The following is a 22,649-nucleotide window of genomic DNA, read 5'->3' on the forward strand; positions in this document are numbered from 1 at the left end:
CATCTCATTATTTTTTCGCTGGTTTATATACTGTGTCGGTTGTCAACTGTTCTCTTCGGTGTGTCGGCCAGTGTTTAGCGCTGGATTGATGTGAATCTGTTGCCGGATTGATTGGCGGCTGAGAACGTGACACGTAGTAGTGCAACGTGACGCTTTGACGTTCCGCCGCGCCACTGATTGTCGGTATCCAGAGCTGGCGAACTCTGGGACGGACCAGCGGATTCTTGGCGGTCCGCGCTAATTCGACGATATGGACCTGTCGGGCCTTCCTGACGACTGGACGGTGTGGAACGAGACCGACGACAAACTCATCCTCGCATATCGTCCGGACGTCTTTGACTCCGAGCAGTTCCCGGCCCCGTGTCTCCCGACCATCTATCTCACGCGCGGGAAGCGGACCCGCCGCCCCGGCGCTGACCGGACCGGGGAGCGCTGGTACGTCACCTTCTATCTGGAACCCGACGTTGAGCGCGACGCCGACTCCTACGAACGCCGCGACGCTGCCGTCGAGGGAGCGGTGGAGCTGGCGACCCAGTTCGCCGACGGCGACCTGGACCACCGCTCGCTGTATCAGGTGCCCCGCGAGGCATATCTGGACAAACTGGACGAACTGACCGGGCGGTCATGATACTTTACCGTCTTCGCAGTGTATAGGCTACCATGACTACTGTCACGCTCGTCGGGACCCGCCTCGCCGAGGCCGGCGAGGAGTTCGTCTACCGCGGCGAAGCCAGCGGCTGTGCGGGGTGTCCCTACCGCGACCAGTGTCTCAATCTAACGACCGGGAACCGGTACCGGATTACCAACGTCAGACAGAGCGGCCAGACGCTAGACTGTGCGATGCATCAAGACGGCGTTCGGGCCGTCGAGGTCGAGCCCGCACCGATTCGGGCCAATGTTCCGTCGAAGGGCGCGTACGCTGGTAGTAAGGCGTCGCTGATGGGGCCCTGTCCGCACACCGAATGTCCCAGCCATCCTTACTGTGAGCCCGCCGGGGCTGATTTTGATGAGGAGTATCGGATTGACGAGATTATCGGCGACCCGCCGCATGACTACTGTATGCTAGATCGGGATTTGACATTGGTGGAGCTGGAAGCGCCCGGAGAATAGTTAGGTAATCACCCTTTCTATCAATCTCTAACCACAGCTTGGAATTATATATGTTGCCTCACTGTTTGTGTAGACTTTCTCAGACTTCTTGACTCTCATCTTGTAGGCAAATGTATTCATCGGTTTACGTGGTAAAGCCGCTGCGTAGAATCCCGTCCGATGCATCTGACTATTTAGAATCATTCCGTGGTAGGGCCTCATATGTTTACAAAACCTTGTGTAATTTTCACTATAGAACCCTCTATCTAGCCCTTGAAACTCCCTCGGATATCTGGCTGAAAATTCTCCAGAAGCTGCCATCGGTGCCCCTGTCTTGACATCTCCATAAACATTGCCGGCGGCATACGCTCCAGCCCATTGAGATCCCTCTGCTACACCGGGTTGATACGTTTGTATCTCTGAAGCAGCGCTACCCGCTTGAAATGAAAGTGAAACAAGAACTAATAATAGTATTAGAAGTGAAATCGCTATCTGTGTGGATTTTCTCCTTTGTTTAATTCCTATTCCAGCGCCGAGAAAAATCACCGGAAGTGCTAATAGATATGGCCGCCCTATAAGCCAGCCTGTAGATGTCGCTAAATAAAATACGCTGATCACTGATACCGTGACTCCCCAACTAACTGCAACCAATTCAATGGGGTGTATCTTTGACCGGTCCCTAGTTATTTTAATTATAGCGTGGAGTCCACCATAGACACCAGATGGGAAGAGGAGTATCAGAGGCAGTAATGAGTAGTATTTGTGCGGTATCGCTGTGGATTTCAGTGCTACGTTGGTCCCGACGTCAGTACCACCGCTCAGTGGGGACGATATTTGCAGTTCACTCAATCCAGAGACTGCAAGAGTGAAGTAGTGTACGTACGGGCCGAGTGGTATCGTGAATATCCATACAAACAGCTGGCCGCCTATTATAATTATTGACAGGAGGGCTGCCATCTTTTGTAGGCGCTTGTGTGATAATGCTACCGTCACCACACCGACTATGCCTAATAATTTTGCATAGTGAGGAGGGTACCACTGGAATAGGGCACAAAGGCAAATAATGATGGGTAACGCTAGTACAGTCGTATTTTTTGAGTCTTTTGGCCTTATTCTGTACAGGAATAGTACAAGAAACACAACGGCAGTATAGAGAATACCCCTCCCAGACCCGTTGGGTGCCATTGTATACAATGAAGTTCCCGGTGTTGCAGTACCAGCAGCTACGCCCAATAAAATGACAGCAAATGTATTCATTTTAAGACGGCGGAATATTAACATAAATGCAAAAGAGTGAATTATAAACGATGGGAAGGTAGTGTATATAGTAGATAGGTCGATATTTGTTACTATTTTTATCACAGAAATTAATAGGGGTAGTATTGGTAACGTTTTACGAGTGAAGGCTTTTCCCCAGAATACCTTTGCATCGGACGTTACGCTGTCTGTAGTCAGATAACCGTGTTCAATTATGTTCCTTACTATATAGGTATCAGCGTAAAAAAACACGTCTCGGAAATAGTTAGTAGGTGCCTCTGCAGAGATTGTAATAATAACCAAAGAAGCCGATATAAAAAATAAGCTGGAGGAGACTTTTTTAACTTTGTTCATCTGCTCAATCGGATACAAAAGTTAAGTGAGCGGACACAATTAAAACTAACTAATAGGCCGTACCTTATCGAGCAGTTCAGATATAACTATCATGTCATCATCGTTTAAGAAGCCCCCTACGTAGATTATAATCAGATTCAGAACTCCACTAGTCATCAAAATGAGAGGCACGTGAATCGGCTCAACTGATATAATCCGTGTCGTGGCATAGAATAACGGCAATTGAATCAGAGGAATGGATGTGTATATCTTCCACACCTGTCCTCTATAAGGTGTGACTCCGAAATTGATTCTTAGAATCAGATAGATGCAAATATTCATTAAGATGTAAGAGAGCGCTGATGATACAGCTGATCCAGCGAAACCGAGAGGTGGTATCAATAGAATATTTAGAAACACATTGACCACGTACGCTAATACATTAGAATACATGACAATCTTTGTCTCACCGATCGCGGACAGTGTCTCTCTATTCCGACCGACGATTGCATTACTGAAAAAGCCAGCCGAAAGGATCCCTAATGCAGTTCCTGCTGATTGATACGTCTCTCCCCAAAATAGTCTAATTGTCTGAGAAGAAAAGAGGGTAAATACAAGGAACGCTGGAAACGTAATTATAAATACCCACTTTGTAGTTAGAGTATATATACGATTCATATCTGCAGAAGCATCATCAGCGTCTAGCTTGGAGGCCAGTGGTAGGTATATAAACCCAAAAGCGCCCAGAACGATTTGCAGCCCGGCTGCTAGAGGATATGCAGCGCTGTACAAACCGGTCTGAAGGGAACCTTTAAAATATCCAAGCATAAGTGTATCTGTCTGAGTGAGTAAAACCGCCATGGCAGATGATATCATAAGTGGTGCAGAAAATTTCGATAAGGAAGAAATCTGATACTTGAATTCACCAATTGGAGACAAAAGCCTAGCTGCCAAGTATCCAGATGATAAAAAGGCTCCAAAAGAGCCAATAAGGTATGCAAATCCAGCCGACTGAATGCCAAGTCCGAAACGGATTCCCACCGCTAATATGAATATCCTTATAAATGGGTATAACAGATCTTTTGAGAGGACTCTATACTTGGTATTTTCGTAGCCCCGTATCACTCCAACGTTTATATCGGTGAGCGCAATGAATGGTATACTTAATACGAACATCTCGAATAGGATCCCGACCCTTTCCTTTAATAGTATATCTGATAATCGCTCAGAAGAAAAAACTAACAAGACTACAATAGCTATACTTAAAACTGCCGACAGTATAGTTGCCGAGATCCAGATACCCCTCCGATCTCTTCTATTTTCAAGCCTCGATATGTAGCGGGGAACTCCCTCAGATAGTCCAAATAAGCAAAGTATAGACGAAAACATTACTAAAGATAATAGAATGCTAACAGAGCCGTATTGCTCAACACCGATTGCTCTACCAATAATAAGCCGCTCTGCTAAGCCGGATATACGCCCGAATATCGTTCCAATAAAAACTAGACTAGCACTGGTGAAGATTTTCGGTAAATCAATAGAATTCATATCTAAGCATAACCGAGGTCTTCTAGTCTTGACTTCACTTCATCCGATACATCATCATCATCATCAGCATCTTGATCATCCATTCCTCCGTGAGGTGTGCGTTTGAATTGGGATATGATCTTGTCGATCTTTTCGCTTGCATCCTCTGAATTAGTTTTCCCACGTTCTACAACTATACCTTCATCATGATCTTCACGAGCGAAGCATTCGTCATCAACAACGCCGTCTAAAGGAGTATCGAGTCTGTTAAATGTTTTTTCAGGAATATTCTTCCTATCAAACTGGTCCTGATGCCAAGATAACAATCCATGGTACTCAAACAGGTGCTCTTGCTTTTTAGAACTATTCAACAAGTTTTCACCCCTTGATTCGACATCAACATCGGCTAAATCTGCTATTGTTTGGTGTACATCTAAAATGCTTACTGAACGAGGAATTGACTTTGTCTGTATATTTTGTCCGGATACCACTAGAGGTATTTTAACCAGTTCCTGATAAAGGCCGTAACTGTGATTCCACATCCCGTGTTCACCGAGCAACTCTCCGTGATCTGAAAGGGTGATAATGTAGTCATACTTTTCCGACAAAATTGTGAAGATATCTTTGTATTTGTCAGACAAATACCTTACAGAATCTTTATATGCGGTCCGAATCCGTTCTTTATTGAGCTCTTCATCTGAGAAACTGTCTGCAAAGACCACGTTCACCGGATCGGCGTAGCTTCGGTACTCTTCCGGGGGATAATATGGAGTATGTACATCCATTAGATTGATTAATAGGAAATCTTTGCTCCCTACATCGATTGACTTGATTCGTTTTAGTACCGAACTAGCACCGCTGTCTGGCGTAGAGGTTTCTAATTCATAACCTCTTTTTAACGACGGGATTGTTGGGGAATCATCTTCAATGCAATATCTTAATGCAGAAAAATATTTACGAATTCCGGTTTTGGTATTTTTAGAATAGAATTCTTCCCAGTCCACCAAGTTATCGTACTTTGGGTCGAGATTTGAGGGGCCTACATGGTCCCTGAACCCACGATCCCACCCGTCCCACATGTATATTTGCGGATTTGCGGTAAACATTCTCGTCGAATAACCATCGGCCCGTAATTTCTCGGCGATTACTGCTTTTTGACAATCTAAATCCACGGATTTTCCATGAACACCAATCTCTGAGGGATATTTTCCTGTAAAAAGGGATGCATGAGCGGGAACTGTCCAGTGGGAGGTGGAATATGCATTCTCGAATTTGGTTCCCGGCATCCAGTTAAAGTGCTCATTAAACGTATCTCGTCTCAGCGTATCCAAAACGACAACGGCGATACTAGTCACAGTCGCTAAATTAATCGGAATGATAAAAGACCTAATGGTTTGAGGAAGAGACATTCATTACAGACATGACCTCAATTATTGTCTCGCCATCTGTCCAAGCCGGTGGCGTGGGAAAATATGCGTCTTCATTGTCTGAAGAACTGGAGACTGAGAGAATAGCTCTAAAACCCCATTTAAATCCAATATACTACGTAAAGCAAGTTATTAGAATACAGCGAAATCATGACCCAGACCATATAAACATTCACTTAGGATATCAATCATTTGGTCCTTCTGGGCTCTATTTTCCGCTATTCTTGATATCTACCCATCTCACATTTATATTATATGATGTTCCACAAATAACCGTATCCATACATGAGGTTTGGGAAAAGGACTCAGCTGATGATAGTCTGTTCAGAATGGCTTATATTATGATAATACATCAGATCATGTGGGTCTTATCATATAAATTAGTATTTCTTGATTCTGTTGCATCGAAACAAATCTATGATCCGCCCTTCACCAGCCTCAGCAAAAAAATTGTGATACCTCATGGGGTACCACAGAGACAAACAAAAGAACTTCAAAATGCTAAAGAGGAATTTGGCTATGCGGAGAGCGACTTTGTTGTCGGAATGGTTGGTTATATCTACCCAAGAAAAAACCCACACATATTTAACAAGCTTGCTAAAGAACATCCAAACACCGAATTTATTTTAGCTGGTGGGATACGGGATGATTCAGAGATCACTGAAGAATCTATTCACTCAAGCCTGCAAAACTTACAGCTGACAGGTGTTCTGTCGGATACGGAATTTCACCAAGCATTTGGTGCCATTGACGTAATGATCTTACCGTATGAGAGCATTTCTCAGAGTGGCATACTTAATTGGTGTGCTGCATATGCTGTCCCAACAATAACATCGGATATAAATTATTTCCAAGAGATAAATGACAATTTTGACTGCTTGGTATTGTCAGAGAATACAGAACAGATAATCTCTAATGTTGTTGCGTTGCGTGAAAATCGCCGTTTATATGCTGAATACCGCGAGAAAATGAAAATATATGCAAACGAACATGCTTTCTCCGAGACGTGTAAATTGTATCGGGATTTAATGAATTGATACTTGTAAGCAGTATGAATAACTATTACTGGCACTCCAATGCTTATCCCATAATGAAGTCTGAATCATGACATGAATATCAGCACGGCACCGTTTAGTTGAGGAATTGAGAAGTGAGCAGGCCGTAGCGAGAGGTGTTCATGACACTCGCAGACCTGCTCAACGAAACGTTAGATGAGGAGAGTCAAAGCGTTTGGGAGAACGAGCGCACCCGCACCCGTCGATTTGGGGTGTGTCTCCACTCGGCGGGGCTGTCGATCAAGGAGAGGGTCGCCATCTGAGGTCATTCAGAACTAGACAGTGCCATCAGCACCCAGTGCTTGATTCATTAGCCTGCTTTCTAATTCTTATAACCTAGCTGCTTCAATAAGTCATCAACATTTTCGCCCAGTTCTGCATTTACAGCACTAAGACTCGACGGTTCACAAAAATGGGCCTCACTAAATTCAATTAGTTCAATTGGGATTTGGGACATTGATCCCAATTTGTTCTCAATACCATTGGAAAGGTAGGATCCTATCCCATCATCAGAAATTTCTCTGGCATGTTCCATTTTTGTATATTTATATTTTTGATTCCTTACTGCTATCGTGTGCCCGTTTTCTGTTATACTATCTGAGTAAACAGGGCTCTCAAGTTCCTCATTTCCGTCTAAATGTGAAACTCCGGTTTCTGCTGGGAATGAAGTAAGGTCCTCACCAAGAATTTCTTCTAATATCTCGTTTATCCATGCTAACGAGAATTGTCTTTGCACTCTTGAGCCATCCTTGTTTGGAATCCTGACCATAAGTGGGACATGTAAAAGTTCGTCATACAAATAGTGTCTTGGTTCATCGTGCGCAAATTCCTCTCCTAATGACACGTGACCATACACACCTTTCTCATGTAGTGCCTCTCCGTGGTCCGATGTTAGTATTATTATAGTATCTTCCCAATATCCATTGTTTTTAAGATACTCCACTAATTTTCCGATCCATTGGTCGATGTATCGTAAAGTACTATCATACATCAAATTGTATCTGCTTTCCTGGATATTTGCTGCTCTCCGGGCATCATATATGTACTGCCTGTAACTAGAGTCGTTTTCTAAGAGTCCCCCTTCTTTAACAGACTCTGGATTCAGTGGTGCGTGAAGATCCATCAAGTGACTCCAAGCGAAGAAAGGTCTATCCGTACCGTCAATAGTATTGCATAATTTTGAAATAACCTCTTGCGCAGAGATAGTAGGCCAACCCCTGAATTTTTGTATAGAGCGATACGACGAAAACATATGGGTATATGGACTGATAATCCGTAATTGATCCCTGTTTTGCATCCGCTCTCGCAGTTTCCACAGTATATCGCCTAACTGTATAATAGAATTCGATTTGCTATCTTCCTCTGAAAATCTTTTCTCATTAAGATCTGACCGGATATTTTGGAACTTATCAAAACCGATGTCAAAGTTCCGTCCTTTGGTTAAATGTGGATTACTAAGTATTGCAAAGGTGTTATATCCTTGGCTAGACAGATCCTCCGCAATTGTTGTAGTCCCTCTAGGTATCGCTTTAAGATTTGGTGAGTCGAAGTATGCCGAGTTGTGGGAATGAAGGCCCGCTAGTATGCCCGGTACTGAATCAGAGGTCCATGGTCCAGTCGAGTATGCTTGATCAAATACTACTGACTCTTGTAGCATATTATCCAAATTTTGAGTCGTTTCTCGAAAGTGCCCATTAAAAGAACACCGGTCGTAGCGAAGGCAATCGACTGTTAGTAGTATTATATTTGGCTGATCAACCATACTAACACTAAGTTGTCACTTAGGAAAAAGATTACTAACTAAGATTTGCCATTAAATTGCACATCTTGTTTTGAGCTTGTTGCCAAGTATATTTTTGTGCGTGCCTTCGGCCCACATTTGAAAGGTACTTATGATAACTATTATCGAAGAGAACCTTTCCAATTGCATTGGATATTTCCTCAATAGAGTGTGGGTTCACAAGCTCAGCAGCATCTCCAAGCACCTCCGGAAATGAACTAACGTCGGATGCGACCACGGGAGTACCACAAGCCATTGCTTCAAGTGGCGGTAAGCCAAACCCTTCATACATTGATGGATATAGAAATAAGTCGGCGTTCGTATATGCATATTTGAGATTGCTAGGTGAAATATAACCAGTCGTGTGTATATGACCACTCTGCTTAACGCTCATATTCTTAAATATGGATTTGTTTGACGGACCGATTATAACCAGATCGTGTGGCATATTATATTCTCTTTTTGCTGTCTCAAAGCCATTTATTGCTCCCTGTATGTTTTTTCTTGGATTCAAAGCTCCGGTATATAAAATGTATTCATCCGGTAATTCAAACTCATCGCCGGCCTCGTCGGATAGATAAAGATTATCAATACCATTATATATGACATATATTTTACTTTTTGGAATCCCTATCTTCTCGGATATTTCTGACTTCGAGAACTGTGAAACTGTTACGATGGCATCAGACTGTTCCGCGGCTGATGGTACAGTGGCCTTCCGATATATCTGATGGACTTTGCTGGACATCCCTAACTGGGCATTTATATCGTGTATCATCATTACATTTTTAAATCGAGTGTGGAATGGCGGCGCATTTCCGTTAGGAGAAAATAAAACATCGACGTTCTTTTTTTCGGCTACCTTTGGGAGTATAATTCTCTCCCAGAAAACTCCATAATACTGGGAATCTATGTAATATAACGGATTGTGTATAGGATTGTTTGGAAATACCTTTGATAAGGATTCGTCCCCAAATATAATCACTTCGTGTTTCTGACTATTGACTAAACCCTGTACAAACTTGATACTTGCTTGGATTGCGCCTCCGGGTTCATCAGCAGAAAGAGCGCGTCCGTTGATTCCAACACGCATAGTCCAATTTCGTATTACCACATTTAAATAGTATCGGAATATTAACCACTCGGAGAATGACATTCAGATAGTTGGAAACGGATCCGCCCAAGCATTTTAAAACGTAAATCCAATCACATATTTCACTAGACCTAAATATATAAGTAGTTGTTTCAAACCCGGAAAGTTCAAGCCTCTATAAAATAATATCAATTTTTACAGAAGTACACAATGGGCACTGTCTAGTTCTGAATGACCTCAGCTGGCGTTTTACCGTCGAGTGCTTGGTTTGGCCGTTCGTGGTTGTAGTGGTGTCTGAAGCGCCGTAACCACTGTTTCGCGCTGGATTGACTGCCCCGCCAAAACGAGTGAAAGCGGTCGATTCGCATGGTCACAGTCTGGAACCACTTTTCGATGTGGTTCCGGATTCGGTAGTCGAGCCGACCGCTCAGATCGTGGCGTGAGAGGGCAGTCAGATAGCCGCCAGCATCTACGAGAAACACTGAATCGGCGACATCGTGTTTCTCAATGAGTCGATGCAGGAACGCCGCCGCGGGGTCAGTCCCGCGGCGGCTGAACACGTCGATTTCGAGCAATAATTTCGACTCTGTGTCGACAGCGGCGTACAACCACTTTTTCTCGCCGTCAACCTCGATTTGTTTCTCATCGACTGCGACCCGCGACGGCGACGCCGTCGGCGGGTCGCTCTGGGCTTCAGACAACGTATGAACCCAGTTCCAGACCGCACCGTGAGAGCGATCGACACCCAGCAGGTCAAAGATAGCGACCGTCTCCCTGATCGACAGCCCCGCCGAGTGGAGACGCACCGCAAATCGCCGGACGGGTGTCGGAGTGCGCTCGTTCTCCCAAACATCTTGACTGTCCTCGTCTAACGTTTCGTTGAGCAGGTCTGCGAGTGTCATGAACACCTCTCGCTACGGCCTGCTCACTTCTCAACCCCTCAACTAGACAGTGCCACACAATGGTGTAGTGCTACCTGCTGCGATCAGTTCACCTGATTAGGTGTGACTTTCCGAGCTCTGTGGACTGAACACCCCCGAAACGCTGCGTTCAAGACGCTGTCCTGTGGTAATACAATCACCTCATAATGGACCTTGCTTTTATCAGTAATGTAGTGTTTCCCTATGTGAAAGGCGGTGCAGAAAAGCGAATCCACGAAATCGGCACCCGCCTCGCCGACGAAGGCCACGACATCACCATCTACGGCCGACATTTCTGGGACGGCCCAACAGAGATAACCCACGAGGGAATGACCCTCCGTGCGGTCGCCCCTGAAGCAGAGCTCTACGAAGACGACCGCCGGTCCATCACCGAGGCCATCGATTTTGCCGCCCGAGCACTTCCACCACTCCGTCGACGTCTCAGCAACGATGAACACGACCTTGCGATCGCTAGCGTCTTCCCGTATTTTCCAGTTCTCTCGACGAAGCTTGCTAGCCTCGGGACTAGCACACCAGTGGTCACGACCTGGCACGAGGTCTGGGGCGACTACTGGGAGGAGTACCTTGGCCCGCTCGCTCCGGGTGGCAAACTCGTCGAACAACTCACTGCCAAGACGCCCCAGCATCCGATCGCTGTTTCAGGCATCACTGCGGACAACCTCGCTGACATCGGCCCGAATCGCGAGCATATCGAGGTCGTGCCCAACGGGCTCGATACCGAGCAGGTCCAGACGGCCCCCCGCCCCGACACCGGCTACGACATCGTCTTCGCAGGTCGACTGATCGAGCACAAGAACGTTGACATTCTGCTAGAGGCTTTCGATGCAGTCGCCGACAGGCATGACGTCACGCTGGGGATCATCGGTGACGGCCCGGAGCGTGACCGGCTGGATACCAAACGCGAATCACTGGAACACGCCGACCGCGTTTCGATGTTAGGCTTTCTTGATGACTACGAGGATGTGCTCGGGCACATGCGTGCTGCGGACATTTTCGCGTCTCCCTCGACGCGAGAAGGATTTGGAATTACGTTCGTCGAAGCAATGGCTGCTGACTGTACCGTGATTGCTGCGGACCATCCGGATTCGGCGGCAGACGAAGTTATCGGTGACGCGGGCTTCCTCGTTGATCCTACTGTTGACTCCCTCACAGAAACACTCGACGATGTTTTAGGTGGTGACCGCCCAGCGACGGATCCCGTCGAACGTGCGCAGCAATACGACTGGGATGCGGTTGCAGATCAGGCCGAAACCGTCTATCAGCGAGCTATTGACGGGTCGTGGTAACATGAACTCTATCGGAAACGGAACTGCGCTTTGGCTCCCCTCTGCGGTTTAATATCGAAGCCGACCCACACACCCTGTAACGAGTGAAGTGCCGTCATGGGTCCCCGCCCTTCGTTGAGCTATCAATGGCCTGAATGACGACCTCTGGATCTCGAAGTAGCCGATGTTCCAAGTAGCTTCCTTCACCCTGTCCACCCCCTGTGTGATTCGACTCAGTCACCCCGAGAAACGACTGTTCTTTCAGCAGTCGGTACACGCGATCCTCGGAGAGCGGATCCGCTCCAGCCTGCTCCGCGACCTTCAGATAGAGCGTGTATATCTGATGGGTTCGAAACGCCTCCTGTTCTGGGTTGTCGACAGTAAGTAGCGCCTGCGCTCGGAGAATGTATTTCATATGTGGCGTCGTCCCACGAACGAGTTTCTCGAAACGGTTCACTTCTGCTCGCTGGACGGCGTCATCGACATGTGAGACTGTGACTGTTCCTGTCCCCTGTTTCTCAGCGAGACGACCAGCTTCGTATAGCGTATCGATCGCTTTCCGTGCATCCCCGTGTTCCTTGGCTGAGAGGGCCGCGACCTTCGGGATCACGTCGGGCTCCAACACGTCTGGTTCGAAGGCATCCATTCGGTTTTCGAGGATCGCCGTAACTGGCCGGCATCGTAGGGGTCAAAGACGAGTTCGTTCTCCTGAAGACTGGAGTCGATGCGTTCGCTCAACTGCTCGCGATATTCGATCCTGTTGCTGATGCAGATGGCGCCGACGTGTGTCTCTGCCTTCCCGCTCTCTCGAGCCTGCGAGAGGCTGCGTAACAGCTCGTCGTCGTCTAACTTGTCGATTTCATCGAGAATGACGACCAGTGAGTTAATATCGTACTCCGCAAGCAGGTCCCAAGTGATGTCACGGTAGTCGGCGGCTCCGATTCCGACACGCGGGACGTCGATATCCGCGTCGAGGCTCGCCACCAGTTTGCGTGCCATCTCTCGGCTTGCCTTTGCGTCGGTCTGATAATCGGAGCAGTCAACGTACGCCTGCTGAAACGAGATATAGTTTGCCTGTGCCTCGAAGTGAGCCTCACGAGACACACACACCCTCTACCGAGTGTAATCGCCTACTGCCCACACTAGGCTAGTTGAAGTCATGCGCGGGAAGGCATGCAGTCCACGATGGACTCTTCACCGGAATACTATGCGACACGCAGAGCCCCATCCCACACAAGGTATTTGCTCGCACGTCGACTTGACACACTACCAGGATAGAGAATGGTCCTCCCGAGCGAACACTTCATCATCGCCCTTCTCCCCGTTGCAGGATACGCCCTTCTCCGGGACAGACACCTCCCGTCGCTCCAGCTAGTCGCAGTCACGTTTTTCGGCAGCCAGTTCCCGGATCTCATCGACAAACCATTAGCGTACGAACTCCATTTGATTCCCTCCGGGCGGGTGTTTATGCACTCGCTTCCGTTCGCGATTCCGCTCTCGATTGCCGTCGTCGCGTACGCAGTCCGAACCGACCGGACCAGACTCGGGGCGGCGTTTGCGTTCGCCCACCTCTCACATCTGGTAGCCGACAACCAACGTATCCTCCCCCCGGATCCGTACGTGTCGTCGGACTTGCTCTGGCCGCTCCAGCCGCCCGTTATGCGCCCGGCAGTCCCACAGTGGGTCGGAGAGGGTGCAGTGAATCTCCACCTCTGGACCGGGTTTTCGGTGCTCGTTCTCGCACTGGCGGCGTACATTCTAGTGGTGGACTTACAGACCCAACTCGACTCCAGATTGTTGTGAGGAACATCACCAGTCGGATCCATGATGTTTTAGACCGACGGGGAACGACGGTATCGTATGCGACGATTGGTCCTCGCCGTCTGCTTCGTTTCCCTCCTCGCTGGATGTGGCACATTCGTGGGTGATAGTCCGCCGCCTAGCGACGAACGCGCCGTCGCGGCCGTCGAGGAGGCGAACAGCACTGTCGCCGCCGTCGAAGCGTACCGGTTCGAGATGGACATGCACGTGACCGCGTCGGATGGCGAGCAGTCACGGACCGTACGGGTCGACGGAGAGGGTGCAGTGAACGTCTCCACACGACGAATGCAAGCGACGACACGGACGCGAGGCCAGACGGTCAAGTCCTACATCGACGGCTACAGAGCGTACCAGGGCTGTCAGGATCCCTGGGGCGGCTACGCTGTCGAGAACGTCTCTCGCTCCGAACCGTGGGCGACCGCGACGCCGCTCCATCGGCAACTACTGCTTTTCGAACGCTCGAATGTTTACTGGCAGGGCAATGAGACGCGTGACGGCAACCGGACTGTCCTCGCCACGGCCTCCCCGAGCGCCGAGACTATCGAATCACTTATGGATCGCCGACAGGCTGGTGGCATGGATCTAAACCGCGGTTCGCTTGAGAACGCGACGGCGCGACTGTGGCTTGACCCGGAGACGAATCGCCCTGTCCAGTCGGAACTCGACATCGAGATCTCACAGCGGGGAGCGACCGCAACCGCGACGATTACGGTCCAGTACACTGATTACGACGAGCCAACCTCGGTCTCGATTCCGCAGGGCGTGTACAAGGATCCGTACGAACTCGGGTGTCCTGGGGCTAGCTGATCCTCTTGATGATACAACTGCCGCCAGTAAATTGGGGACGATTGACCGCTCAGTCAGACCAACTCTCGTACAGGTCCCGGCCGACCACGCCCAGACCGACGAGCGTGATGAGGTTGAGGAGGAGGCCGCCGACGATTGGAATCGCGAAGGGGACGGCCAGTAACAACCCGCCGGCGACCCCGTCCGTCGCCCTGACGGTCCCGTCGTCGCCGATGACCGAGTTGCCGACCCAGACGGCGGTAATCCCGGTACCGACGATACCGAGGACGCCGAGAAGGAGCAACCCGGGAACCGAGATCAGCGCGCCGATGACGGTCAGTGCGAGCAGTACCAGTCCGATGGGGACCAGAATGCCGACGAGGACGCCCCAGCCGATTGCCCCGCCGGGGTCGTCCTGAATCTCTCGCACGGCATTCGTCGTGTACGTCGGGCCGATGGCGGCGGCTGCGGCGCCCAACACCGCGAGAATGATGAACCCGACACCGAACCGGATGACGACGTTGAGGGCCGGATCACCGACGCCACCAGGGGCTGTAGACTGTGCTGTTGCGACCCCGGAGAGTCCGAGTACGGCGAGCAGACTCCCGAGGCTACTGACGGCTTGCTTGGAGGGCATAGTAGCGTCACGCTAGTTTCTACTCGGCTTGTAAACTTCTTCTGGGTGCTTGTCATCGGTTACAACTCTGGGGTATCTACAAATGATTAATACTTGGAAGCAATCAGACATACATCCATGACGGACTGGCGTGAGCGTATGGAGTCCGGCTCGGAGATCCTTCGCCAACAGGCCGTTCGAGTTCCGCTCCCAGATGTGGAGGCGGAGCGATCCGTACACGAGAATATGATGCGAATTGCGGCGGCTGGCGAGCGAAAGAGCGAGTTACTTGATGACCCAGACGTGCCCCTGACGGAAGTGTACGAGGACGAACTGGACGAAATGAGACAGAGCTTCGAGCACCGCCTACAGCAGGTCGCTGGCGAGGACTATTATGAAGTCGCAACCGCGTATCTCGACGGCGAGCGTGACGACTGGATCGGGGCGCTCGCGGCGTATTACTTGGAGTGTTATTATCGCTTGCAGGAACGCTACACCGTTGACGAGCAGATATTCTTTCTACTGATTCTCCGATACCCGGATTGCTTCACTGTCAACCTCAGTTTCCTCACTGGCGATATCTCCCCCGTGGGGGTGCGGTACGAGTCATCCAAGCACGTCGAGGCTGACCTCAACGAGCGAAACAAAGAGCAGCTCTATGCCGACTGTCAGTATTCCCAGTACGACGCTTCGGCGTACCTCCGCGAGAACGTCAGCTGTATTCGGGACGCATTCCCGGATCCGGAGACGACGCCGTTTGAGCAGCGCCGGCGTGGCGGGTTCGTCCATATCACTGGCAGACAGGGTGCAACATTCACCGAGATTCTCGAGGCCGTCTCGCCGGATCCGAACCGGTTTGATGACACCGCATCGGAACCCGGGCTCGTGTCCGAGGGGCCAGAGGCCAAACGAGCGAAGCGAGAATTTCTCACCGACACCACGGTTGTTATGTGACACGCCCTCACCGCCACTGGCTGTTCCACAGAGCCGCCCACGTCCGTGACCTCCGCTTGCCGGTGAATCAGGTCTTATCTGGCAGCGATTTCGAGACGGGGCCCGGTCTTTTTGAGGACTGGGACGTGACTGAGCAGTGTGGATGTGACTGTGTACGGGCCGCTTCGGGCGGCGACGGGGTCGAAGACAGTCGAAGTTCCGGTAGACGGCGACACGGTGGAGGCTGTAATTGCGGCCTTCATTGACGCGTACCCGCGTGCGGAGCCCCAACTGGTCAACGACGCCGGCGAACTCAGACCAAGCGTCCGTGTGATGGTCGACGGCGACAACGCTGAGTACTCGGACCGAGTTCCGCCCGGCGCGTCAGTCGAGATTTTTCCCGCAATGCGCGGCGGGTGAACACAGACGGACGCTGTGCTGCTAGAGGTTGTACTGTTCGCGGACGGTATCGGCCAGTCCCCGTTCTTCGAGGAGGGACATCGGGGCGAGCATCGAGAGCTGTACGACGCCGGGCAGTCGGGCGATCTCGACACCGCCAGTGAACGTGCATCTCGCTCGGACCTCTCCCTCTGACATATCGAAGAGCGTCCCAGCCCGTGCGAACGCGTTCTCGGTGGCGTCGTTGATCGTGGCACCGGACCCGATTATCTGGAGCGGCGCTGCATCGACGACGTCGTCGACGTGGTGGTCGGCGGCGAGGGCCTCACCCGCCTCCCGCTCGGCGTCCGTGTACGGCTTGGCGATATCCGGCAGGTCCGACTCGTTCGGGAGCAGGAGCGGGCCGTCGATATCGAGATCTTTGATAACGCTCACTTCGAGCTCGGTGCGACCGCTCACGTCGGTTGTGTGAAGCGAGAGCTCGCCGTCGCCCTGGTTGGCGTGCAAGTCACCGACGTAGAGCCCCGCGCCGTCGATCTCGACGGGGCAGATGAGCGTCGCTCCCGGGCGGACGTCGTTCGAGTCTAGATGACCGTCCGTCCGGGCGTCCAGCGCTGCTTCGTCGGCGAGGCCCCAGTCGTGGTCGGCCCCGATGAGGAACTGGCCGAAGTCACCGGCATTGTGTGAATCGGGGAACTCTACCGACGGTGTCGTCCCGATGTTCCCGATGAACGGGCGGAGGTGGCCGAGCGTTCCCGGGATTTCGTCGGGCTTGTACAACAGAATCGGGTGTTGCCGGGAGTTGTCGGGCAGCGCCATCGCCTCGTCGGCGCGCTCCGCGAGGTCCGCAGCACCATCGGGGCCGACGGTGAGCCCAACGGAGCGGTCCTCGTCGAAGGCAACGGTGTAGCCGAACTCGAAGCCAAAAGACGAAGCGTTGGCCCCACAGTCCGCACATCGAATCGCGTCTTCGCCGGTGCCCTCGACGACGCTGTCGGGCCACTCGGTCCCACACTCCGGGCACCGATGGTCGACGAACGGGTCGCTCCCGAAGGCGTCCTCGCGTTCGGCCATGCTGCCCGTGCTTGTCGCGACACTCGTCACCTCGACGTCCTTGATCTGGACGACGAGCGCGTCACCGGGTTCAGCGTTCTCGACTCGGATCGGTCGCGTTACCTCGTGGCCGCCGCGGAACTCGGGGGTAATCATCGGGCCCCAGCACGCAGGGGGCGTATGTGTGCGAACGGTCCCGCCATCGGCGACTGTGCCCGCCCATTCTTGCTCCGGCCCAACGAGCCCCAGTGTAAACCGGTCGACATCGAGCTCTTGCTGGATTTGCTCTGACATACATTCTCAAGCACGGTCTACGGGAGAATAAATCATAGCGTGGATCGAACCGTTCTAGTCATCGCCCTGTACAAGTGGAAGTCCGCCACGATGCGTGCCTCAGTTCCACCGCCAAGTCCCACCGACGAACCCATCTGTGTCACAACTGGGCGTTGGATGTCCGTTTATTACCCGTCAAGCAAGGTTCGCTTCACGCGCACCGCTGACATCACACCAGGTCGGCCGAGGATCGCGGCCAGCGTCTCGATTATCCTCGGAAACTTTTGTTTCCGCTCATAGTAGGCAGATTTAATAAAACACTGTATCGCTTTCGCTGACCAGATCTGTTCGTCAAGCCAGTTCCGTCCCTGACGCTCGTACCACTCTGCAAGGAGGTCTCGACGTATCTCTGGATACTGATTGTATATGTCTTTTTGATGACGAATGTTCTGTAGTATTTTTTTAAACCTCCGTTTTCCGGTCCATAACTTGTTTCCTTCTTGACGATAGAACGTCAGACACTCGTCGACGTAGGCGGCTTTCGTCCGCTTCGCGAGCTCTATTTTGAGGTCTGTGTCGCCCAGTTCGATGTCCAAGTCGTCTTCCTCACCCATCCCAGCCATTGGGAGGCAGTCACACAGTACTTCTCGTTCCATCAACATCGAGCCTGTCCACATGGGAAACGTCTGGAACCGGAGCGCTGGTTCCAGAAAATGGCCTGACACCTCCTGTTTTGGGTAGAAATCCCCCTCATCACCACGGACTACGCCGCAGTACGAAACACCGACCTCCGGGTTCTGGTCGAGAACGTTCGCCGTTTTTTTCAGTTTCGTCTCGTAGAGGTAGTCGTCGTCGTCCAGAAACTGGATGTACTCGCCGGTCGACTGCTCGATTCCAGTCGTGTAGGCTGCCTGCCACCCCTCGTTCTCCTCTTTTATTATCGGCTTGTCTATCACCTCGTCGTACTCTGCAAGCACCGGTTCGGCGTACCCTTCGCCCGAGTCATCAACTACGATCAGCTCGACGGGTTCGTAATCCTGTCGGGCCACGCTTTCGATCGCTGTGGGGAGGAGGTCATTTCGGTAGTGAGTGGGGATAATCACCGATATTTTTCTGCCCATGCGAAGTGTATTCTGAGTGAATATTTTTTGTTAAGAGGTGTATACAGACGTTGGGCGATACGTTACAGCGCTGCTGTTTGATACTGGATCCCCGATCGGATCATTCTGAAAGTCTGGTCGTCCCTTTGCTGCTGAGTCTCACCTCTCCGCTATGAGCACTCGGTACAAACGCAGAGATACCCAGGAAGCGCCGTGACCACGGCGCGCAAATTCATTTGCGAGTCCCCTCTCGGAATATCCGCTTAACAACGGGTACTCTCCATTACAGTCAGTCAAATCACACAAACCCGTACGTAGAACCGCTGCTGGTGGAATTGTCCTCCCTCACAGCTGAAAATACAGTAGTAAGCTTATAACAAGGGAAGCAGATCGTCCTTTTTCACTATATCAATGTGCAGATGGCAATCGTTGGCGTGTACTGGCCGAACCGCTGTAGCCAAAGATGGCACAGTCTGTTCCAACGGTCCCGAGGATAACAATTGAATAGATGACCGACAGAAACTCAGACACCATTTCACGGCAGGAGAAACTTGACGCGCTTCTCTATGCGGCCCGATATGCCCCAAAATTCACTGTGATGATCGTCGGGCTCGGTCTGGTAACGGCCGTATTAGAAGGCGTCGGACTGACGTTTATCATCCCTATCATTGAACTCATGCAGTCATCAGAACCGGTGACACAGGCTGATGGCATAGCGGGTATTTTCTTCACCGTTTATCAGACACTCGGGATTCCGTTCACGATCGAGTACGTCATTGGCGGAGTGGCGTTAGCGACCTGTCTGCGCTATACGTCGTCGTTTCTCCTCACGTGGCTACGCGATGTACTCCAGCTTTCCTACGAGCGCCACATCCGCGAGAACCTCTTCGATAGCGCTCTGGAGACGGAGATGGAATTTCTCGACCGAAAGGGGTCGGACAACATCTTGAACGCGATTGTCACCGAGTCGAAAGCAGCCTCAAAAGTCATCAAGCGGTTCGTGAAGCTGTTCGATCTGCTACTACTCACTGTTGCCTATCTCGCTCTCGCAACGTGGATCTCACCGCAACTCACAGCATTTGCTATTTTTATCATCGGTGGTGTGGGACTCGGTCTGCGACATCTCATCGGCTCAGGATACGATCTGGGTGATCGCGTTGCAGCGGCAAACGAACGGATGCAACAAGTGGTTCAGGCCGGCATGATTGGCATTCGAGACATCCGAGTTTTCAATCTCGAAACAGAAATCTATGACGAGTATGAGGACGCCCTCGAAGAGTACACGCGTTCGAAAGTCGCGAACCGCCGGAATCGGGCAGCGATCAAGAAGTCACAGAATCTCGTCGTCTCCGTACTCATCTTCGCACTTATTTATGTGGCCCTGACATTCACCAATCTCTCGTTCGGTGAACTCGGCCTGTTCTTGTTTCTCATGTTTCAGCTCGGTCCCAAAGCAAGCGGGATTAACAAGCGGTTCTACAAAGTCGAAGAGAACCTTCCCCATCTGGTTCGGACACAGTCATTCATGCGGGATCTCGAAGAGTGGGAAGAACCGGACACCGGAGGGCAACCGACCCCGAAAGAGGTCGAAACAGTCGAGTTCGACGATGTCACGTTCTCATATACGGACGACGAGGTCGTTCTTCGGGAGGTCGATTTCGAACTCAAGAAAGGCGAGTTCGTCGCCTTCGTTGGACAGTCCGGTGCCGGGAAGTCGACAATAGTCTCCCTGTTGGCTCGCTACTATGAGCCAGACAGCGGTCAGATACGTGCAAATGGGAGCCCAATCGGCCAAATGGATATCAGCGAGTGGCGTGACCGAATCTCGATAGTCCGCCAGAACCCGTATATGTTCAACGACACGCTTCGACATAACCTCACCGTCGGCAATCGGGATGCGACGGACGCTGAGATCAAACGGGCTTGCGAAATCGCGAAGGTGGACCAGTTCATCACGGACCTCCCGAACGGACTCGATTCTCAACTCGGTGACGACGGTGTCCGCTTGTCGGGCGGGCAGAAACAGCGCGTCGCTCTTGCGCGAGCGATTCTGAAAGACGCGGACCTGTTAATTCTAGACGAAGCAACGAGCGACCTGGATTCGAACCTTGAGAAGGAAGTGCAGGCGGCAATCGAAGCGATGGAGCGAGATTATGCGATTATCGCTATCGCTCATCGCCTTTCGACTGTCGAGAATGCTGATCGGATCTATACGATGGAAGACGGATGGATTTCCGAGTGTGGCGGTCACGACGAACTGGTTGAAAGTGAAGGGAAATACGCTGAATTGTATGCGATACAGTCAGGTGGGTAACTGGACTCGGTGTTACCACAGACACCGCTCAAGAAAGAAATCGCTGGTACTTCTCTATCCTAGTGTCAAATTGGATGCTGAAACTACTCACTGGCATCGCTTCGTCTAAGTATCACGTGCGATGATACGCAGAACAGATTCCACGTTTTGATCTCGGCTCAACAGGCGGGCATTTAGACTCCACTCTCACGGAATATGAACACAACCTTACAATCGCAAGTTGCTGCCCCAGACTTGTAGCTGATCCGGAAAATAAACAATAGGAACTCTACCTGGCTGCAAGACGGGGTCAGGCATCACGACTAACACTGATTCTGACTTTCGAAAAACCGTAGCAGCATACCCGAATCACCTATCCAAAATACTGGTAAAAACTCTCTACCACCAGTTAGGCAGCTTATCGCTAAGTGATGCGTAGAAGTGTATACTACCATGACCAAACTGCAGAGGTACATACCGGACATCTGGAGGTCAAACCAATTGATTGCCTCACAATATCAATATACAAATGATGGGATTTTTGACGGTATCGTGAACAAGTATTTCGACACGGTTTCACCGAGTGGCTTTGATTTGATGGCCGAGGACTGGGATAATTGCTATCTTCTTGATGCCTGCCGATACGATATGTTTGCGGATCTGCAGCCTTTTGAAGGGCAATTGAAACGGCGGCTATCCCAGGCGTCTAGTACACCCGGTTTCCTTGAGGCGCACTTCTCTGCGGGAAGATATTACGACACAGTGTACGTAACCGCCAATCCGATGCACTCAGTTGACGAGTGGTGTACCGTCGAACTCGACACTGTTTTTCATTCTGTCATCAACGTGTGGGAGACAGAGTGGGATGAGAACATCGGAACAGTGCCCCCAGAAGACATGGTAGCTGCTGTTAAAACGGCCAGAAAAACGTATCCGAACAAGCGGATACTCGCACATTTTATTCAGCCTCATCATCCATTTATCGGCCCAACAGGCAGAGAAATGGTTGATTCCGGAATGCAAGGTCGGGAGAAAGCGAAAGGAGCAGACGTTGGTAGTTCAGCGGATGATGAACAGAAAATCTGGGCACGGCTGAGACAGGGAGATGTCTCAGAACAACGTGTCTGGGAAGCGTATCGGGAAAACCTCAAACTGCTGTTCCCACATCTTCGAGAACTGCTTGACACTGTTGATGGCAAAACAGTGGTCACGTCAGATCATGGGAACCTAGTTGCAGACTGGTTGTGGCCGTTCCCCGTACGAGAATATGGGCATCCCGGAGAACTTCGTGTCCCAGAACTCATTGAAGTACCGTGGTTGGTTTTCGATGCCGATGAGCGGATATCAATTCAATCGGACCGTCCACTTGAGTCCGGCGTCGAACACGGCTCTACCGAGATCCGCGACCGGTTGTCTGACCTCGGATATCATTCGTAGTCTTGTGATGGTCTCAGCCTGATGTTGCGTGGCTTTCTTTTCGGTACCAAGTGTAACGAGTCGTCTGGCTGCTATGCCACACAGATTATCATCTCTTCCCAGCTACACACGCTACAGAAACGAAGTAAACCCCTCTGTAAAGCCAATCGAATCGCAGGGACTTCGTTTCAG

At 50.9% G+C, this 22,649-nt stretch carries 19 protein-coding genes and 2 pseudogenes; 11 read left to right on the forward strand and 10 right to left on the reverse strand.

Translation table 11 applies throughout. The features are described 5' to 3' along the window. Positions 1–250: 250 nt before the first annotated feature. Together DVK01_RS15275 and DVK01_RS15280 are read left to right on the forward strand one after the other, a co-directional pair. The gene (locus DVK01_RS15275; protein WP_101350187.1) at positions 251–628 is read left to right on the forward strand and encodes a DUF5820 family protein; all 378 of its coding nucleotides are present in this window, start codon (positions 251–253) and stop codon (positions 626–628) included. A gap of 32 nt (positions 629–660) precedes the next feature. After that, complete coding sequence (locus DVK01_RS15280) at positions 661–1,110, forward strand: UPF0179 family protein (RefSeq protein ID WP_121537437.1); 450 nt, start codon at positions 661–663, stop codon at positions 1,108–1,110. Positions 1,111–1,137: 27 nt separating this feature from the next. Here the strand turns inward: DVK01_RS15280 and DVK01_RS21625 are convergent, their stop codons facing one another. From DVK01_RS21625 to DVK01_RS15290, 3 genes are read right to left on the reverse strand one after another with little or no spacing between them, the layout of a single operon-like run. After that, positions 1,138–2,700: a hypothetical protein gene (locus tag DVK01_RS21625; protein ID WP_147435171.1), complete on the reverse strand. Its 1,563-nt coding sequence runs from the start codon at positions 2,698–2,700 to the stop codon at positions 1,138–1,140. A gap of 45 nt (positions 2,701–2,745) precedes the next feature. Then, positions 2,746–4,227 (reverse strand): flippase, encoded by a 1,482-nt coding sequence (locus DVK01_RS15285; RefSeq protein ID WP_121537439.1) that lies wholly within the window; start codon positions 4,225–4,227, stop codon positions 2,746–2,748. A 2-nt stretch (positions 4,228–4,229) separates the two neighbouring features. Continuing rightward, positions 4,230–5,561, reverse strand: coding sequence for a sulfatase-like hydrolase/transferase (locus DVK01_RS15290; protein WP_158598771.1), 1,332 nt, complete (start codon positions 5,559–5,561; stop codon positions 4,230–4,232). Positions 5,562–5,626: 65 nt separating this feature from the next. Between DVK01_RS15290 and DVK01_RS15295 the strand changes: the two genes are divergently transcribed. Both DVK01_RS15295 and DVK01_RS15300 read left to right on the forward strand, forming a co-directional pair. Further along, complete coding sequence (locus DVK01_RS15295) at positions 5,627–6,670, forward strand: glycosyltransferase (RefSeq protein ID WP_121537443.1); 1,044 nt, start codon at positions 5,627–5,629, stop codon at positions 6,668–6,670. 140 nt (positions 6,671–6,810) lie between these two features. Then, positions 6,811–6,948 (forward strand): annotated as a pseudogene (locus DVK01_RS15300) (IS6 family transposase); the annotation flags it as partial. 62 nt (positions 6,949–7,010) lie between these two features. On the opposite strand, the gene DVK01_RS15305 reads toward DVK01_RS15300, so the two are convergent. The 3 genes from DVK01_RS15305 to DVK01_RS15315 all read right to left on the reverse strand — a co-directional run bounded on the left by DVK01_RS15305 (position 7,011) and on the right by DVK01_RS15315 (position 10,463). After that, positions 7,011–8,450: a sulfatase gene (locus DVK01_RS15305; protein WP_121537445.1), complete on the reverse strand. Its 1,440-nt coding sequence runs from the start codon at positions 8,448–8,450 to the stop codon at positions 7,011–7,013. Positions 8,451–8,484: 34 nt separating this feature from the next. Beyond that, the gene (locus DVK01_RS15310; protein WP_158598772.1) at positions 8,485–9,561 is read right to left on the reverse strand and encodes a glycosyltransferase family 1 protein; all 1,077 of its coding nucleotides are present in this window, start codon (positions 9,559–9,561) and stop codon (positions 8,485–8,487) included. Between the two features lie 221 nt (positions 9,562–9,782). Next, positions 9,783–10,463, reverse strand: coding sequence for an IS6 family transposase (locus DVK01_RS15315; protein WP_121537638.1), 681 nt, complete (start codon positions 10,461–10,463; stop codon positions 9,783–9,785). 185 nt (positions 10,464–10,648) lie between these two features. Between DVK01_RS15315 and DVK01_RS15320 the strand changes: the two genes are divergently transcribed. Continuing rightward, positions 10,649–11,788: a glycosyltransferase family 4 protein gene (locus tag DVK01_RS15320; RefSeq protein WP_121537449.1), complete on the forward strand. Its 1,140-nt coding sequence runs from the start codon at positions 10,649–10,651 to the stop codon at positions 11,786–11,788. Positions 11,789–11,882: 94 nt separating this feature from the next. Here the strand turns inward: DVK01_RS15320 and DVK01_RS23020 are convergent. Next, a pseudogene (locus DVK01_RS23020) lies at positions 11,883–12,874 on the reverse strand (Cdc6/Cdc18 family protein); the annotation flags it as partial. A 174-nt stretch (positions 12,875–13,048) separates the two neighbouring features. On the opposite strand from DVK01_RS23020, the gene DVK01_RS15330 reads away from it, so the two are divergent. Further along, positions 13,049–13,570 (forward strand): metal-dependent hydrolase, encoded by a 522-nt coding sequence (locus DVK01_RS15330; RefSeq protein WP_121537451.1) that lies wholly within the window; start codon positions 13,049–13,051, stop codon positions 13,568–13,570. A gap of 57 nt (positions 13,571–13,627) precedes the next feature. After that, the gene (locus DVK01_RS15335; protein WP_199722358.1) at positions 13,628–14,395 is read left to right on the forward strand and encodes a hypothetical protein; all 768 of its coding nucleotides are present in this window, start codon (positions 13,628–13,630) and stop codon (positions 14,393–14,395) included. Positions 14,396–14,444: 49 nt separating this feature from the next. On the opposite strand, the gene DVK01_RS15340 is transcribed toward DVK01_RS15335, so the two are convergent. Beyond that, entirely contained in the window at positions 14,445–15,011 is a 567-nt protein-coding gene (locus DVK01_RS15340) for a hypothetical protein (RefSeq protein ID WP_121537453.1), read from the reverse strand. Between the two features lie 138 nt (positions 15,012–15,149). On the opposite strand from DVK01_RS15340, the gene DVK01_RS22590 reads away from it, so the two are divergent. Further along, a complete protein-coding gene (locus tag DVK01_RS22590; RefSeq protein ID WP_233562791.1) occupies positions 15,150–15,944 on the forward strand; it encodes a hypothetical protein in 795 nt (264 codons plus the stop codon). Between the two features lie 138 nt (positions 15,945–16,082). Beyond that, positions 16,083–16,343: a ubiquitin-like small modifier protein 1 gene (locus DVK01_RS15350; protein ID WP_101350172.1), complete on the forward strand. Its 261-nt coding sequence runs from the start codon at positions 16,083–16,085 to the stop codon at positions 16,341–16,343. A gap of 21 nt (positions 16,344–16,364) precedes the next feature. On the opposite strand, the gene DVK01_RS15355 is transcribed toward DVK01_RS15350, so the two are convergent. Both DVK01_RS15355 and DVK01_RS15360 read right to left on the reverse strand, forming a co-directional pair. Next, positions 16,365–17,669, reverse strand: coding sequence for an acetamidase/formamidase family protein (locus tag DVK01_RS15355; RefSeq protein WP_101350171.1), 1,305 nt, complete (start codon positions 17,667–17,669; stop codon positions 16,365–16,367). A gap of 167 nt (positions 17,670–17,836) precedes the next feature. After that, positions 17,837–18,769 (reverse strand): glycosyltransferase family 2 protein, encoded by a 933-nt coding sequence (locus tag DVK01_RS15360; RefSeq protein ID WP_121512229.1) that lies wholly within the window; start codon positions 18,767–18,769, stop codon positions 17,837–17,839. Positions 18,770–19,256: 487 nt separating this feature from the next. Between DVK01_RS15360 and DVK01_RS15365 the strand changes: the two genes are divergently transcribed. Together DVK01_RS15365 and DVK01_RS15370 are read left to right on the forward strand one after the other, a co-directional pair. Further along, entirely contained in the window at positions 19,257–21,062 is a 1,806-nt protein-coding gene (locus DVK01_RS15365) for an ABC transporter ATP-binding protein (protein WP_121537457.1), read from the forward strand. Between the two features lie 432 nt (positions 21,063–21,494). Beyond that, positions 21,495–22,478 (forward strand): hypothetical protein, encoded by a 984-nt coding sequence (locus DVK01_RS15370; RefSeq protein ID WP_121537459.1) that lies wholly within the window; start codon positions 21,495–21,497, stop codon positions 22,476–22,478. Positions 22,479–22,649: the final 171 nt, after the last annotated feature.

The organism is Haloarcula sp. Atlit-120R (assembly GCF_003665885.1).
Lineage (GTDB): Archaea > Halobacteriota > Halobacteria > Halobacteriales > Haloarculaceae > Haloarcula > Haloarcula taiwanensis.

Bases quoted from the DNA above. Each gene is read 5' to 3' on its own strand.
- DVK01_RS15370 (WP_121537459.1), top strand. From the start codon at position 21,495: ATGACCAAACTGCAGAGGTACATACCGGACATCTGGAGGTCAAACCAA.
- DVK01_RS15285 (WP_121537439.1), bottom strand. From the start codon at position 4,227: ATGAATTCTATTGATTTACCGAAAATCTTCACCAGTGCTAGTCTAGTT.
- DVK01_RS15365 (WP_121537457.1), top strand. From the start codon at position 19,257: ATGACCGACAGAAACTCAGACACCATTTCACGGCAGGAGAAACTTGAC.
- DVK01_RS15315 (WP_121537638.1), bottom strand. From the start codon at position 10,463: ATGACACTCGCAGACCTGCTCAACGAAACGTTAGACGAGGACAGTCAA.
- DVK01_RS15360 (WP_121512229.1), bottom strand. From the start codon at position 18,769: ATGGGCAGAAAAATATCGGTGATTATCCCCACTCACTACCGAAATGAC.
- DVK01_RS15330 (WP_121537451.1), top strand. From the start codon at position 13,049: ATGGTCCTCCCGAGCGAACACTTCATCATCGCCCTTCTCCCCGTTGCA.
- DVK01_RS15295 (WP_121537443.1), top strand. From the start codon at position 5,627: ATGACCTCAATTATTGTCTCGCCATCTGTCCAAGCCGGTGGCGTGGGA.
- DVK01_RS22590 (WP_233562791.1), top strand. From the start codon at position 15,150: ATGGAGTCCGGCTCGGAGATCCTTCGCCAACAGGCCGTTCGAGTTCCG.
- DVK01_RS21625 (WP_147435171.1), bottom strand. From the start codon at position 2,700: ATGAACAAAGTTAAAAAAGTCTCCTCCAGCTTATTTTTTATATCGGCT.
- DVK01_RS15275 (WP_101350187.1), top strand. From the start codon at position 251: ATGGACCTGTCGGGCCTTCCTGACGACTGGACGGTGTGGAACGAGACC.
- DVK01_RS15280 (WP_121537437.1), top strand. From the start codon at position 661: ATGACTACTGTCACGCTCGTCGGGACCCGCCTCGCCGAGGCCGGCGAG.
- DVK01_RS15340 (WP_121537453.1), bottom strand. From the start codon at position 15,011: ATGCCCTCCAAGCAAGCCGTCAGTAGCCTCGGGAGTCTGCTCGCCGTA.
- DVK01_RS15355 (WP_101350171.1), bottom strand. From the start codon at position 17,669: ATGTCAGAGCAAATCCAGCAAGAGCTCGATGTCGACCGGTTTACACTG.
- DVK01_RS15310 (WP_158598772.1), bottom strand. From the start codon at position 9,561: ATGCGTGTTGGAATCAACGGACGCGCTCTTTCTGCTGATGAACCCGGA.
- DVK01_RS15335 (WP_199722358.1), top strand. From the start codon at position 13,628: ATGCGACGATTGGTCCTCGCCGTCTGCTTCGTTTCCCTCCTCGCTGGA.
- DVK01_RS15305 (WP_121537445.1), bottom strand. From the start codon at position 8,450: ATGGTTGATCAGCCAAATATAATACTACTAACAGTCGATTGCCTTCGC.
- DVK01_RS15320 (WP_121537449.1), top strand. From the start codon at position 10,649: ATGGACCTTGCTTTTATCAGTAATGTAGTGTTTCCCTATGTGAAAGGC.